Source organism: Lentzea sp. NPDC059081 (genome assembly GCF_042738015.1).
Classification (GTDB): domain Bacteria; phylum Actinomycetota; class Actinomycetes; order Mycobacteriales; family Pseudonocardiaceae; genus Lentzea.
In genome coordinates, this window is the sequence record NZ_JBHYGW010000004.1 from 71,022 (window position 1) to 85,045 (window position 14,024).

Genomic DNA, 14,024 nt, shown 5'->3' on the forward strand with positions numbered 1-14,024 from the left:
GAAGAAGATCGCCATGAACTCGTCGTGGCTGCCGCCGTGCCGGCCCTGGACGAACCCCCATGGGGGGGGGGGGGGGGCGAGGGGGGGGGGGTGGGGTGCGGGGGGGGGTGGTCCGTGGGGGGGACGGGGTGTCGCGATCGCGGACAAGCCGGACCCGCGTCCCGCCACGCCGAGCGCGCCGTCTGCCATCACGCCGAGCGTGTCCCTGTTCCCAAGCCAAGCGCACCGCCTTTCCCCAAGCCGAGCGCGTCTCTGTCCCCAAGCCGAGCGCACCGCCTGCCGTTAAGCCGAGCGCACTACCTGCCACCACACCGAGCGCGCCACCAAGCGGAGCTCAGGCGCGCCGGTACTGCGCCGGTGACCCCACCGTCGCCGGGTCCTCGTAGCTCCCGGCCTTTCCCCGGTCGACGTGGAACGTCGTCAGCGTCGACACCGGCGACGCCGCGTCACGCCGGTCGCCGATCACCCGCATGTGCGTGGTGAACCGGTGCGGCGTCACCTCGTACACGTCGTAGCCGTACCTGTTGCCCTCGAAGTACTTCAGGTGCGGGTTCGCCGCTCCCATCACCGGGCCGTTCACCGCGTTCCACTCCGGCGAGTAGGCGCCGGAGGTGACCGAGTGGGCGGTGAACTCCGTGCCGATCACCGGGGACGAGAGGTCGTCGAAGTCCGGGCGGATGTCGTCCACGAACGCCGAGTGCCAGTCGCCGGTGAGCACGACCAGGTCCTCGAGGCCGGCACCGGCCACGTGGCCGAGCACCTCGCGCCGTTCGGCCAGGAAGCCGTCCCACTGGTCGGTGAAGTAGTAGCCGCCGCCGGTGCGGGCGAGCTGCGACAGCATGATCGAGTTGATCCACACCTGCCACGCCTCGCGGGCGCCCGAGATGCCGTCGAGCAGCCACTGCTTCTGCGCGGCGCCCAGGATCGTGCCGCCCGCGATGTTCTGCGCCGACCGGAACTGGCGCAGGTCGAGGACGGTCAGGTCGACCAGCGAACCCCACTGGCGGCGGCGGTGGATCTGCGGTTCGAGAGCGCTCCCACTGCGGACCGGCAGGTGCTCGTACCAGGCCTGGTAGGCGGCGGCGCGGCGCTTCACGAACGGGGCCGCGCCCTCGGAGCCGCTGTAGTCGTTGGCGACCTCGTGGTCGTCCCACGTCAGGTAGAACGGGTGCGCGGCGTGGGCGTCCCGCAGCGACGGATCGCCCTTGTACAGGGCGTGGCGGCGCCGGTAGTCCGCAAGGGACAGCACGGCAGGGCCCTCGTGGTCGCGCACGGGCGTGCCGCCGACCTGGCCGTGTTCGTAGATGTAGTCGCCCAGGTGCACGACGAAGTCGAGGTTCTCGGCGGCGATCCCGCGATGGGCCGCGTAGAAGCCGTCGTGGAACGCCTGGCAGTTGGCCGTCGCGAACCGCACCTTCGACACGGGACCGACGGGTGCCGTGCGCGTGCGGCCCACACGGCTGCGCTTGCCGAGCGCGGAGAACTGGTAGTAGTAGGTGCGGCCTGGGACGAGGCCGTGCACGGGCACGTGGACGCTGTGTCCCAACAGGTTCGACGCGGCGACGCTGCCGGAGGCGACGCGGGAGCGCATCGAACGGTCCGTGGCCACGGACCACCCGACCTCGACGACCTCGGGCAGCGGCTGCTCGAACGCGAGCGGTTCCGGGGCGAGCCTGGTCCACAGGATCACGCTGTCCGGCAACGGGTCCCCGGAGCCGACGCCCAGCGTGAACGGCGCCGCGTCCCACGAGGCGCCGAGGTCCAGGGCGGCCGCGTGAGCCTCCACAGGCGACAAACCCGCGGACAGGGGCCACACCGTGCCCAGGGCGCCGGCTGCTGCGGCGGCGCGCAGGAGGTCTCGTCGGTTCAGCATCAGCGGCTCCCGACCGTGAAGGAGATGTTGTCCGCGTAGCCGTCGTTCGACGTACCGGTGCCGGACCGGGTCAGCTGCAGGGTCACCACCGCGACGGAGCTGCCGGGTGGCACGGTGCCGCGCGCGGAGCGTTCGACCAGGCCCGTGCGGCCGGAACGCTCCTCCGCCGTCACCGGGCCGAGCACGACGAGACCGCGCGGGGTGCCGGCGGGATCGAGGAACTCGACGGACAGCTGCGCGCCGTCCTGTTGCGAGGCGTAGCCGCCGAGCCAGCCGGAGACCACGAACTGAGACGCGCGGCGCGGGAGCGTCACGCTCTGTCGCAAGGTGCTCCTCGGTGCGTCGCCGCCGCCGAAGAACGCGGCACCGCGCGCGGCGGGACCCGGATCACCCGGTCCCGGATACCCCTGCCCGGTGTCGTACCGGAGCGCCACGGGAGCGCCCGCGACGGTGAGCCAGCCGGTCAGGCCCTGTTCGGCGTCGCCGTTGACGATGAGTTCGGTCATGGCACCGATCCGACCAAGCGGGGCTTGCGCGGGCCGGTCCCGCGGCGGAACGCGGTGTGAACGGCAGGCCACAAGGGCCGGTTGGGGGCCTCACGACGCCCTCACCGCTGCCCCAGGAGGATGATGGTGACAGAACCGACCGTATGAGAAGGCCCACTGGGTAGTCGCCGGGCCGCGCGGATCGTATCCTGGAGGGTGACGTCCCCAGGGTGGGGCGTCCGCCGGGTTCGGCGGAAACCGAGAACACCCGGCGCCCGCGACCGCTGTGCCGGAGGAGGAACGATGCCACTCTCCGAGCACGAGCAGCGACTGCTCGACCAGATCGAGCGCGCGCTCTACGCCGAAGACCCGAAGTTCGCATCCACCGTACGAGGCGCCAAGTTGCGGCGGCCGTCCAAGCGGCGCCGTGTACAGGGCATCGTGTTGTTCGTGGTCGGTGTGGCCGCGCTCATCACCGGTGTGATGCTGCCGCAGCTCGCGATCGCCAGCATTCCCGTGGTGAGCGTCTTCGGCTTCCTGCTCATGTTCTTCGGTGTGCTCATCACCCTGACGACGTTGCGTCGCGGTGACCAGGTCGCCGAGGGCGGGCAGGAGGACGGCAAGCCAGCGCGCAGCCGCAGCTCGTTCTCCGAACGGATGGAAGAGCGCTTCCGTCGTCGCTTCGACGAGGAGCAGTAGGACTTCCAGACCTACGACAACGGGCCCGCCCTCGCCAGAGGAGCGGGCCCGTCGTTTGTGCCAGGGGCCGGGGGGACCTAGACCGGGACCGGCTCGCGGTCCGGCGTCTCCGCCACCGGCGCCGCCGCCGGCTTCAGCACCGACTTCGGGAAGAGCCTCGCCCGCAACGACAGCGGGGCGTTCTGCCGCAACGACTGCCGCACCGCCGCCAGCGCGCCCGGCAGAGCGGGGTCGGCCGTCGGGTTCGCGCTGTACCAGGACCGCTCGATCGCCCCGATGACCGTGCGCAGACCGGTCTTGCCCGCCTCGTCCAGGTTGTGCTCGCGGGCCAGCCTGCGGGCCGCGGCCCTGATCGTCTCGGCCGCGGGCACGGGCGCGCCCCGGTCGACCGACTCCGCCATGAGCTCGCTCCACGCCGCCGTCGACGCGTCCGCGCCGAGCGCCGCCACCGAGTGCAGGCGGTTGTGCCTGCGCACGCCGCGCACGAGCAGCGGCGTGAGGACTAGCCCCAGCACCACCAGCGGCACGGCGAGCCACCACGACAGCAACGCGGCCGCGAGACCGACGCCGATGAGCCACAGCCCGGCCGCCGCGGGGATCAGCAGCTTGCGCGCCCACGACACACCGGCCAGGCCCGCGCCGATCACACCGAGCAGTGCGAGTACCAGGAACCCGGTCAGCAGGACGGCCAGCACCAGCACGATCGCCAAAGCCCACAGGTGCCACGACGGCGGCCCCTGAGTTCCGGCCTGCGCCACGGTCTGGTCGCCACCGTCGTCCTCGGCAGCCGTCGACTGCTGGGCCGACCCGGTCGTGGACGGGGACGACGACTCGGTCTGCGTGTTCGCCGTCGGCTGCTCCTCCGCACCCGGCGCGGTCTCACGCAGGTAGGGCGGCACGACGCCGCGGCCGTCGGAGATCGGGGTCGGGTCGAACGTCATCCAGCCGTGGTTCGGGAAGAAGATCTCCACCCACGCGTGTGCGTCGTCGGTGCTGATCACGCGGTAGGCGTTGTCCGGGGCCGAGACGCCGGCGGTGAAGCCGATCGCCACGCGCGACGGCAGGCCGACCACGCGGGCCATCACGGCCATCGCGGACGCGTACTGCTCGCAGTAGCCGACCTTGGTCTTCGTCACGAACTCCGTCAGCGCGTCCTTGGTGACGTCGCCCTGGGTCTTCAGGTCGTACTTGAAGTCGCTCGTCGGGCTGTTGAAGAACGCCGTGAGCGCGGCGGCCTTGTCGAAGTCGTTGGTCGCGTCCTTCACGATGCTGTTCGCGAGGTCGATCACCGGCTGCTCGACGCCCTCGAACTTGTAGTACTCGCCGTCGACCAGGTTCTTCGGCCCGGACGCGAGCCGCAGCGCCTGCTTGGTCGGCGTCGAGAGCACCGTGTCGATCTCGTACGGCTCCGGCTCGCGCTCCCGCTGCGAGAAGATGACGCCCTTCTTGGCGTCGAAGCGGTAGTCGTCCTCGGGGGTGTCGACCCGGCGCACCGAGCCGTAGGTCGGCAGCCAGAAGCTCTTCCAGTCGCGCGGCTCGATGTTGATCCGCGTCGTCTTGCCCTCACCGCGGTCACCCGGCTGCAGCGGCAGCTCGCCGCGCGCCGGCTGGCCACCGGGGTCGGTGCCGCGCTCCCAGCCCTTGTTCGGCACGTACCGCGCGAGCGTGGTCGCGCGCAGGTACGTCTGCTCCGGCAGGCCCCGCACGTAGAAGACCTCGGCGGTCCGGCCGCGGTTGAGCATGCCGCGCAACGACGTCATCTCGCTCAGCCCGATGCCGCCCTTGCCGCCACCGCCCGCGCCGCCGCCGGGCAGCCTGCCGACCGTGCCGACGAACGTGAACCCGGCACCGACGATCAGCGCGATCACCATCGCGATGCTCGCCACGGTCGTCGCCGAACCACCGGTCCCGCTCGCCGACCCCGAACCGAGCCGGCCGCGCCACGCCTCGTGCCGGTGCTGGCCGTCCACCGCGAGCAGCATCGCGAACGCCGCCGCGCCCAGGATGAACGTCCAGAACGGCAGCATCTCGTCGGCCAGCGACGCGGGCACCGCGAACACGCACAGCAGCACCAGCCCGGACGCCGCCGGTGCCGCCGCGGCCACGGCCAGCGTGTCCACCAGCACCGCGACCAGGCCGATCGCCAGCACCACCAGCGCCTGGATGGCCGGTGTCGCGTGCACCGGCGGAACCCCGGTCTGCACCTGCGCCACCGACTCCGCGAGCACGTCGCCGAGCTCGCCCAGCGCCTCGGGGCCGGGGATGAACAGGAAGATGCCCGACCGCGTGTGCAACGCCGTGAGCAGGCACAACAGCACCGCGACCTGGGCGATCGCCACCAGCGGCGGGGTCAGCCTGGTCGCGCGCAGGAACGCGCCGGTCACGGTGATCGCGATGATCACCACGCCGATGCGCACCAGCCACAGGTCGCCCTCGATCACACCCGAGAGCGCGGTCGACGCGCACAACACGGCCAGCGCCGCGATCCACGGCGTCGCCGACGTGAACCACTCGGGCTCAGCGCCCTTCGCGGGAGCGGAACGGGTCCCCACCTCAGCCCACCTCCGAGCGCACCGACGGACCCCGGTTGCCTGCCGAGGCGCACAACTCCTGCCACACCTGCTGCATCGACGCCGCCGGCTTCGCGATCGCCACACCCCAGCCCGCGCCGGTCAGCAACCGGCGCGCGTCCTCGGGGTCGGGGGCCGCGGAGTCCGTGGTGCCCGCCCACGCGTTCACGTCCAGCAGCACGGCCAGGCTGCGCGTGCCGCGCGGCCGGTAGCGGATCAGCTCCTCGACCGACGCCGGCGACACGCCGCCGAGCACCGCGATGACCTCCTGGCCGGCACCGGGGTCGATCCCGGCGCTCAGCTCACGCCGGTGCGACGCCTGCAGCGCCGCGAGCGAGTCCAGCACCACGTGGTCGCTGTGCCCGCCGTCGGACGCCCCGCCCGCGAGCACCCGCCCGTCCTCGGAGACCAGGCGCACCTGGTGCCCGAAGTGGTGCAGGTGCAGGCAGATCGACGCCACGAACGAGATCGCCCACTCGATCGACGCCGTCGGCCCGCTGCCGCGGTGCGCGTGCACCCGGTGGTCGAGCAGCACCGTCGTGCCGCCCCGCCACGGGCGTTCCTCGACGCGCACCATCAGCTCGTCGCGCCGGGCGGTCGACCGCCAGTGGACCTTCCGCAGGTCGTCGCCCTGGCGGTACGGCCGCACCACCGCGTCGTCCTCGCCCTGGCCCGCGCGCAGCCGCACCGAGCCGTCGTCGCCCGCGCCCATGCCGGAGCCGCCGGGCAGCCCCGCGAGCCGGACCACGCGCGGCACGACGACCAGGCGCGACCGGCCGGCGAGCTCGCGGTCGAACTCCGCGAGCCCGAACGGGTCGGTGACCCGCGCCATCAGCGGCCCGACCTGCTGAACGCCGCGCATCACCGGCTTGAGCGGGTAGCGCAGCGTCGTGGGCGTGTTGCGCGGCAGCCGCTCGACGAGGAACCGCGGCCGCGCGCCGAGCGCGTACGGCACGGTGTCCTCCAGCATCAGCCCGCCCGTGGGCAACCGGCCGGTGCTGCGCAGGTCGAGCTTCACCTCGGACGCCGCCCCGACCGGCACGCGGCTCGGCGCGAGGAAGCGGGCTGCGTGCAGCCCCACCCTGGCCCTCGTCGCGAGCCACGCGGCCAGCAGCGGCAGCGCGATCACGAACGCGGCGACCCGCAGGAGGTCGCGTTCGTTCAGGACCGCGGCACACACTCCGGCGGCGAACCCCGCGGCCAGCAAGCATCGTCCGCGTGTGGTCAGACCGGAGAGTGCGGTGCGCATCTTTAGCGTGGCGTCCCTGCGTTGTTGTTGTTCATGCTGCGGACGAACGCCGCACTCGGGTCCAGTGCCGCCGTCGGCACCGGCACGCGCTGCAGCAACGCCCTGATCAGGTCCGCGGGGGACCGGCGGGCGGCCTGGGCCTCCGCCGTGAGCACGAGCCGGTGGGCGAGCACCGGGATCGCGATCGAGTGGATGTCGTCCGGCACCACGAAGTCGCGGCCGGCCAGCGCCGCCTGCGCGCGGGCGGCCCGCACGAGGTGCAGCGTCGACCGGGGCGAGGCGCCCAGCCGCAGCTCCGGCAGCCGGCGCGTGGCCGACACCAGCTCGACGGCGTACCGGCGGACCTCCGGCGAGAGGTGCACCCGGCGCACGGCCTCGATGAGCCGCAGGATCTGGGCCGCGTCCGAGACGGGCCGCAGGTCGTCGAGCGGGTTGTGGCCCGCGTGCTCGTCGACCATGGCGAGCTCGGCCTGCGGGTCCGGGTACCCGACCGACACGCGCGCGGTGAACCTGTCGCGCTGCGCCTCGGGGAGGGCGTAGGTGCCCTCCATCTCGATCGGGTTCTGCGTCGCGATCACCATGAACGGCGACCCCAGGGGGTAGGTGTTCGCGTCGACCGTGACCTGGTGCTCCTCCATGCACTCCAGCAGCGCGGACTGCGTCTTGGGGGAGGCGCGGTTGATCTCGTCGCCGACGACGATGTTCGCGAAGATCGGTCCCGGCCGGAACTCGAAGTCGTTCTCCTGCCGGTTGTAGATCGACGAGCCGGTGATGTCGCTCGGCAGCAGGTCGGGGGTGAACTGCACCCGGCTCACCGTGCAGTCGATCGAGCGGGCAAGCGCTTTCGCGAGCGAGGTCTTGCCGACGCCCGGCACGTCCTCGACCAGCAGGTGCCCCTCGGCGAGCAATGTCACGAGAGCGAGGCGGACCACGTCGGGTTTGCCGACGAGCACCCGTTCGACGTTGGCGGCGATCCGCTGGACGGCGCCGTGCAACTCTCCCAGGACCTGATCGACCGGCGCGTGTGAGTTCGCGCTTGGGCTTCCCGGTGTCACTAAACCTCCAGCAGCCGTGTCCGGAACACGGACGTGTGAGCGTTTCACGCAGTGTGTCAAACCACGGCTAAGTGCCCTACACCTGCGGGCTACATCGGGTTCGCACCACCAGTTTCCACCTTCCCCCACCAACGCGCCCCAACCCCATGTTTTGGCCGAAATTTCTAGGCCGTTCGAGTGCTGAATCCGGGCTGAACCCTCACTCGGCAAGGTGGTGGCTGATCGGTTCCCCCACCGTCCCCCCACGCCGCCCCACCCCCGCGACCTGCGAAAACGGGTTACGACATGGTGCGCGGACACCTGTTTCAACGTTGACTGTGGTGAAAAGTGGGGTACTGTGGCGGCCGGTGGGGCAGACGGGGGCTCCACTGCCGGTCCGTCGCCCGGCGAGGGAGGTGGCTGCCGTTGTTTCTCGGCACTCACTACCCGCGCCTGGACGACAAAGGTCGGCTGACACTGCCTGCGAAGTTCCGGGACGAACTGGCGGGAGGTCTCATGGTCACCAAGGGCCAGGACCACTGCCTGTACGTGTTCCCCCGGGCTGAGTTCGAGCAGATGGCGAGGAAGGTCGCCGAGGCGCCGTTCACCAACGACGCCGTACGCGCCTACCAGCGGTATCTGTTCGCGGGCACGGACGAGCAGCGTCCGGACGGTCAGGGCCGAGTCCTGATCGCACCGGAACTGCGGCGGTACGCCGGGCTGACCAAGGAGTGCGTGGTCGTCGGCGCGTTCACCAGGTTGGAGATCTGGGACGCGGCGGCCTGGCAGACCTATCTCGACGAGCACGAGGACGGCTACGCCACGGCTCGCGAGGAGGTCATACCGGGCGTCTTCTGATGGCGGTCAGCCGAGCAACAGGCCGGATGTTCCACCACGCGATTCGGGTGCCGTGAGGCCTCGGTCCGCTCGACTACCGGCCCTGGCGCACCTTCCCCGGCGCCAGGTTCGACGGGCGGGCGGGGACCTGACGTCACCCGAACTCGCATCCAGGGGAGTAGAGGGACGATGGATCAGCCGCGGCACGTTCCGGTGCTGCTGGACCGCGTCCTGGAACTCCTCGCTCCGGCGCTCGAGGGCAGGCCCGCCGTCGTGGTCGACACGACGCTCGGCATGGGCGGCCACTCCGACGCGCTGTTGAGCGCCCACCCCGAACTGACGCTCATCGGGCTCGACCGCGACCCGCAGGCCATCGAGATGGCCGGCAAGAGGCTCGCGCCCCACGGCGACCGGGTCAAGCTCGTCAACGTCACCTACGACCACATCGCCGACGCCGTCGAGGACCTCGGGTTCTCCCACGTGGACGGCGTGCTGATGGACCTCGGCGTGTCCTCGTTGCAGCTCGACGAGGAGGAGCGCGGGTTCGCGTACTCGAAGGACGCCCCGCTCGACATGCGGATGTCCAAGGGCACCGGCATGACGGCGGCGGACGTGCTCAACACGTACTCGCACGGCGACCTCGCGCGCGTCCTCTCCACCTACGGCGAGGAGCGGTTCGCGGGCAAGATCGCCTCCGCGGTGCTCAAGGAGCGCGAGAAGGAGCCGTTCACCAACTCGGGCCGGCTCGTCGAGCTGCTCTACGCCGTGGTGCCCGCGGCGTCGCGCCGCACCGGCGGGCACCCGGCCAAGCGCACGTTCCAGGCGTTGCGGATCGAGGTCAACGGCGAGCTGGAGTCGTTGCGGCTGGCGTTGCCGGCGGCGCTGGGCGTGCTGGGCATGGGCGGCCGCATCGTCGTGGAGTCGTACCAGTCCCTAGAGGACCGGATGGTGAAGCACGCGTTCGCGGAGCTGGCGAAGTCGAGGACGCCGCCGGGCCTGCCCGTCGAGCTGCCCGGCCACGGCCCGGAGCTCAAGCTGGTCACGAAGGGCGCGGAGCTCGCGTCCGAGCAGGAGATCGAGGACAACCCCCGCGCGGCACCGGTGCGCCTGCGGGCGGCGGAACGGATCGGAGACCCGAGATGACGGCACCCGCACGGGTCGGCGGGTCGTCGCCCCGAGACCCGTCCAAGAAGAAGACCGAGGACCAGGACAAGGCGCGGCGGCGCACCGCCGGGGCCGAGCGCGCCTACGCCCGGCGGGCCCAGCGCGCCCAGAACCTGCGCGGCGGCGCCGCGGCACCGCAGCCCAAGCAGGTGTCGAAGGCCCCGTTCGTCGTGCTGGTGATGCTCGTGCTCGGCGCGGGCGTCGCCGGGATCATGTACTTCTCGACCCAGGCCGCCGCCGACACCTACCGCCTGCAGGAGGCGCGGTCCGAGGCGGAGAAGCTGACGCTGCAGATGGAGCAGCTGCGCCGCGAGGTGGCGCTGCTCGAGTCGCCGACCGACCTCGCGCGCAGGGCCGCCGAGATGGGGCTCGTCGAACCGTCGAACCCGGCCCGGCTGCGGCAGAACCCGGACGGGTCGGTCGAGGTGTTCGGCAAGCCGAGCGCGCCGACCAAGTCGACGCCGCCGCCCCCGCCCGCCCCGGAGACGCCCCAGCCGCCGGCCGGGCAGTCACAGCCGCCGGCGGGTCAGACCCCGCCCGGCCAGACGCCGCCCGCGGGTCAGACGCCTCCGGCCGGTGAGCAGCAGAACCAGAACCCCCCGGCGGGTGGCTGATGCCCGGTCCGCAGCAGAGGGGGCCGCGCCGCCCGCTGTCGGTGCGCGGCCCTCGCCCCGCCGCGCGCTCGGGAGGCAACAGCAAGGTGCGCCTCGCCGTGGGCCGCGTCCTGCTGATCGGCGCGCTGCTGGTCGCGGGCGTGAAGCTCGTGCAGGTGCAGGGCATCCAGGCCGGTGAGCTCGCCGAGCAGGCCGAGGCGCAGCGGATCACCAACCAGAACATCCCCGCCGAGCGCGGCTCGATCCTCGACCGCAACGGCAACCAGCTCGCGTTCTCGATCGAGGTGCGCGCGCTCTACATCCTCCCGCAGCGCGCCAGGAAGTCGTGGGACGACGCCCGCGCGAAGGACCCCGAGCAGTACCCGCTGAGCTACGAGGACCACTCGCGCGAGGTCGCGAAGTTCATCTCGTCGACGCTCGGTCCCGAGGTCAACGGCGAGAAGACCGACGAGGAGTCGGTCTACCGGCAGCTCGTGAAGGACATCAGCTACGAGGTCCTGGTCAGCGAGGCGGAGCCGGCCAAGGCCGCGAAGATCGTCGACAAGTACCCGGCGGAGATCGGCTCGGAGTACCGCTCGAAGCGCATCTACCCCAACGGCGAGCTGGCGTCGAACATCATCGGCGCCGCGAACTGGCGCCAGGACGAGAAGCCGCCGACCACCCAGGGCATCCTCGGCCTGGAGAGCGCGCAGGACAACCTGCTGGCCGGTCGCATGGGCCGCCGCGTGGTCGACACGATGTCCGGCAACGACTCCGTGGTCATCCCGAACACCGAGCGCGAGCTCGTGAAGCCGCAGCCGGGCAAGAGCCTCGAGCTGACGATCGACATCGACACGCAGTACGCCGTGCAGCGGATGGTCACCGACTACGTGAAGAAGTCGGGCGCCAAGAACGGCTCCGCGGTCGTGCTGGACAGCCGGACCGGCGAGATCGTCGCGATGGCCAACGACAAGACCTACGACCCGACCGACTTCGGCAAGGCGTCGGAGGACCAGCTGCGCAACGGCGCGGTGTCGTCGAGCTTCGAGCCGGGCTCGGTGAACAAGATCGTCACCGCCGCCGCGGCCGTCGAGTACGGCCTGCACAAGCCGGACGACGTGCTGCAGGTGCCGGGCTCGCTCAAGGTCGCGGACAGGGTCATCAGGGACGCGTGGACGCACGGCACCGTGCCCATGTCGTTCACCGGTGTGTTCGCGAAGTCGTCCAACGTCGGCACGCTGATGGCCGCGCAGGAGGTCGGCCAGGAGCGCTACGCCGAGATGCTGCAGAAGTTCGGCCTCGGCAAGCGCACCCAGTCCGGCGTGCCCGCCGAGGAGTCCGGCGTGGTGCCGCCGCTCAACCAGTGGTCCGGCTCGACGTTCGGCAACCTGCCGATCGGCCAGGGCCTCTCGATGACGTTGCTGCAGATGACCGGCATGTACCAGGCCATCGCCAACGACGGCGTGCGCGTCCCGCCGCGGCTCGTCCGCGCCGAGATCGGCGAGGAGGGGGCGCGCTCGGAGAAGGCGCGTCCCGAGGGCGTGCGCGTGGTGTCGCCGGAGACCGCGAAGACCGTCCGCGACATGTTCCGCTCCGTCACGCAGTCCGACCCGCGCGACGCGAACCAGAACGGCACCGGCAAGGCGGCGGCGCTGCCCGGCTACCAGATCGCCGGAAAGACGGGCACGGCCCAGCAGATCGACCCGACCTGCAAGTGCTACTCCCAGTCGCAGTACTGGATCACGTTCGCCGGCATCCTGCCCGCGGACAACCCGCGCTACGTCGTCGGCATCATGCTCGACGCGCCGAACGGCACCCAGTTCAGCTCGTCGGCGGCGCCGCTGTTCCACGACATCGCGACGTTCCTGACGCAGCGCTTCCAGGTGCCGATGTCGGTCGAGCAGACGCCGTTCGTGCAGCTGCAGCTCTAGTGGCGCGTCTCGGAACGTCGGCGAGGTAATCCACGCTCAGCAGGGCGCCTCGCGGCACCGCCCCCACGCCCCCGTACAACCAGTACGAGGACGTGGGGGCGGCACCGCGATGCACCCGTCTGACCGCGCATTCCCCCGGCAACGTTCCGAGCCACACCACTAGGTCCGAGGCCAGGCCTCGTAGGTCCTTTTCGGCGCCAGTGGTGCGCCGACCTGCCGTTTTCCCGGTTTCTCAGAAACTGAAGCTCAAGGTTCTCTCAAGGCGACTCAAGGTTCTCTCAAGACCGTGTCACACGGTTCTGAGCGCTGCGTTCTCCATTTCGTAGTCCGAAGTGGTGATCGGCAGCGGAGGGATCCAAAAATGTTTCTTCGAGTTGTTCTGATCTTGGCGGCGATGATGTCCGTGGCATTTCCCTCTGCTGCGCAGGCGGCGGTTCCCGAGCGCTCCACCCAGTCCTTCTGGCTGCACTGGAACGGCACTCCGGTGACCGACGCGATGATCGCCACCGAGGCCAACCGCCGGGCGTACATCGTGCTCAACGCCTGGGAGACCGGCCTCGCCGCCAAGTTCAGGAGCGCGAACCCGAAGATCCAGATCTACGTCTACAAGGACCTCTCCTCGACGCGCAGCTACGCGTGCACGAAGGGGAGCGACGACGCCAACCTCCCGACGGGTGTGGGTTACTGCGCGGCCGACCCGAAGTGGTTCCTGCTCGACAAGAACGGTCAGCGTTTCGAGTACGAGGGTTATGAGGGTCACTGGCAGATGGACGTGGGCAACGTCGCATACCAGAACGCGTGGGCGGACAAGGTGATCGCGTCGAGCAAGGCGTTCGACGGTGTTTTCATGGACAACGCGCTGTTCGCCTGTGACACGTACCACCCCGGTGTGTGCCCCGCCGCCTACCCGACCGACGCCGCCATGCGGAAGGCCTACCTCTCGATGCTGGCCAACACCCGTGCGAAGTTCGTCGCCGCCGGCCTGAAGACCGTCGCCAACCTGTCGAACGCCCGCCTGTACGACGGCGTGTGGGACTCGTACGTCGCGAACCTCGACGGTGGCTTCGACGAGTGGTGGCTGACGTTCGGCGACAAGGACATGCTGTCCGAGTACGCCCAGGGCTGGGGCCGCCAGATCGCCGAGATCACCGCCAACGAGGCCAAGGGCAAGATGACCTGGGTCCAGCCGCACCACAGCGGTGCCGAGCAGCCGTTCCGCTACGCCTTCGCGAGCTACCTGCTGGCCAAGGGCGACCGCTCCGCCATCACCGAGATCGAGGAGACCGACCGCTACGACGGCGCCTCGCCGTGGCACGCCGAGTACGACTGGAACCTGGGCGCGCCCGCCGGCAAGGCCTACTCGGTCGCCACGAACGTGTACCGCCGCGACTTCGCCTGCGGCACGGTGGTCGTCAACGCGAACAAGACGGGCAGCTCGTCCGTCCTGGTCCAGCTGGGCACGACGACGTACACCACCGAGAAGGGCACCAAGGTCCGTTCGGTGCTGGTGCCGGGCACGACCGGGTCGGTGCTGCGCAAGCCCTGCTAGTCGTCCGGAACGCGACGGCGCCGCCCCCACGTCCCCGCAC

Annotated in this window: 11 protein-coding genes; 6 read left to right on the forward strand and 5 right to left on the reverse strand. The window is 70.9% G+C overall.

Going from position 1 to position 14,024, the window contains the following annotated elements; genetic code table 11:
* Window positions 1-334: 334 nt before the first annotated feature.
* On the reverse strand, window positions 335-1,873 hold the full coding sequence (locus ACFWV3_RS10860; protein ID WP_382410632.1) for an alkaline phosphatase D family protein: 1,539 nt from the start codon (window positions 1,871-1,873) through the stop codon (window positions 335-337).
* Entirely contained in the window at window positions 1,873-2,379 is a 507-nt protein-coding gene (locus ACFWV3_RS10865) for a hypothetical protein (protein ID WP_382410634.1), read from the reverse strand. Before ACFWV3_RS10865 ends, ACFWV3_RS10860 begins: the two co-directional genes overlap by 1 nt.
* Window positions 2,380-2,661: 282 nt before the next feature.
* Between ACFWV3_RS10865 and ACFWV3_RS10870 the strand changes: the two genes are divergently transcribed.
* Window positions 2,662-3,057 (forward strand): DUF3040 domain-containing protein, encoded by a 396-nt coding sequence (locus tag ACFWV3_RS10870; protein ID WP_382410636.1) that lies wholly within the window; start codon window positions 2,662-2,664, stop codon window positions 3,055-3,057.
* A 77-nt stretch (window positions 3,058-3,134) separates the two neighbouring features.
* On the opposite strand, the gene ACFWV3_RS10875 is transcribed toward ACFWV3_RS10870, so the two are convergent.
* Genes ACFWV3_RS10875 through ACFWV3_RS10885 form a run of 3 tightly spaced genes read right to left on the reverse strand, consistent with a single transcriptional unit; the run spans window position 3,135 to window position 7,931 of the window.
* Complete coding sequence (locus ACFWV3_RS10875) at window positions 3,135-5,609, reverse strand: transglutaminaseTgpA domain-containing protein (RefSeq protein WP_382410638.1); 2,475 nt, start codon at window positions 5,607-5,609, stop codon at window positions 3,135-3,137.
* Window position 5,610: 1 nt separating this feature from the next.
* Window positions 5,611-6,876: a DUF58 domain-containing protein gene (locus tag ACFWV3_RS10880; RefSeq protein WP_382410640.1), complete on the reverse strand. Its 1,266-nt coding sequence runs from the start codon at window positions 6,874-6,876 to the stop codon at window positions 5,611-5,613.
* 2 nt (window positions 6,877-6,878) lie between these two features.
* On the reverse strand, window positions 6,879-7,931 hold the full coding sequence (locus tag ACFWV3_RS10885; protein WP_382410642.1) for an AAA family ATPase: 1,053 nt from the start codon (window positions 7,929-7,931) through the stop codon (window positions 6,879-6,881).
* Between the two features lie 405 nt (window positions 7,932-8,336).
* On the opposite strand from ACFWV3_RS10885, the gene mraZ reads away from it, so the two are divergent.
* From mraZ to ACFWV3_RS10910, 5 genes are all read left to right on the forward strand, one after another.
* The gene (gene mraZ / locus ACFWV3_RS10890; protein ID WP_053733094.1) at window positions 8,337-8,768 is read left to right on the forward strand and encodes a division/cell wall cluster transcriptional repressor MraZ; all 432 of its coding nucleotides are present in this window, start codon (window positions 8,337-8,339) and stop codon (window positions 8,766-8,768) included.
* 168 nt (window positions 8,769-8,936) lie between these two features.
* Window positions 8,937-9,890 carry a 16S rRNA (cytosine(1402)-N(4))-methyltransferase RsmH gene (gene rsmH, locus ACFWV3_RS10895; RefSeq protein WP_382410645.1) on the forward strand — a complete coding sequence of 318 codons (954 nt, stop codon included), beginning with the start codon at window positions 8,937-8,939 and terminating at the stop codon, window positions 9,888-9,890.
* Window positions 9,887-10,525 (forward strand): hypothetical protein, encoded by a 639-nt coding sequence (locus tag ACFWV3_RS10900; RefSeq protein ID WP_382410647.1) that lies wholly within the window; start codon window positions 9,887-9,889, stop codon window positions 10,523-10,525. The genes rsmH and ACFWV3_RS10900 overlap by 4 nt, the downstream gene beginning before the upstream one ends.
* Window positions 10,525-12,435, forward strand: a complete 1,911-nt coding sequence (locus ACFWV3_RS10905; RefSeq protein ID WP_382410649.1) for a peptidoglycan D,D-transpeptidase FtsI family protein — start codon at window positions 10,525-10,527, stop codon at window positions 12,433-12,435. Before ACFWV3_RS10900 ends, ACFWV3_RS10905 begins: the two co-directional genes overlap by 1 nt.
* A gap of 361 nt (window positions 12,436-12,796) precedes the next feature.
* On the forward strand, window positions 12,797-13,984 hold the full coding sequence (locus ACFWV3_RS10910; protein ID WP_382410651.1) for a putative glycoside hydrolase: 1,188 nt from the start codon (window positions 12,797-12,799) through the stop codon (window positions 13,982-13,984).
* Window positions 13,985-14,024 lie beyond the last annotated feature (40 nt).

Excerpts from the sequence above, each read along its gene's own strand:
- ACFWV3_RS10860 (WP_382410632.1), bottom strand. The coding sequence starts at position 1,873 with ATGCTGAACCGACGAGACCTCCTGCGCGCCGCCGCAGCAGCCGGCGCC.
- ACFWV3_RS10865 (WP_382410634.1), bottom strand. The coding sequence starts at position 2,379 with ATGACCGAACTCATCGTCAACGGCGACGCCGAACAGGGCCTGACCGGC.
- ACFWV3_RS10870 (WP_382410636.1), top strand. The coding sequence starts at position 2,662 with ATGCCACTCTCCGAGCACGAGCAGCGACTGCTCGACCAGATCGAGCGC.
- ACFWV3_RS10880 (WP_382410640.1), bottom strand. The coding sequence starts at position 6,876 with ATGCGCACCGCACTCTCCGGTCTGACCACACGCGGACGATGCTTGCTG.
- rsmH (WP_382410645.1), top strand. The coding sequence starts at position 8,937 with ATGGATCAGCCGCGGCACGTTCCGGTGCTGCTGGACCGCGTCCTGGAA.
- ACFWV3_RS10900 (WP_382410647.1), top strand. The coding sequence starts at position 9,887 with ATGACGGCACCCGCACGGGTCGGCGGGTCGTCGCCCCGAGACCCGTCC.
- ACFWV3_RS10905 (WP_382410649.1), top strand. The coding sequence starts at position 10,525 with ATGCCCGGTCCGCAGCAGAGGGGGCCGCGCCGCCCGCTGTCGGTGCGC.
- ACFWV3_RS10910 (WP_382410651.1), top strand. The coding sequence starts at position 12,797 with ATGTTTCTTCGAGTTGTTCTGATCTTGGCGGCGATGATGTCCGTGGCA.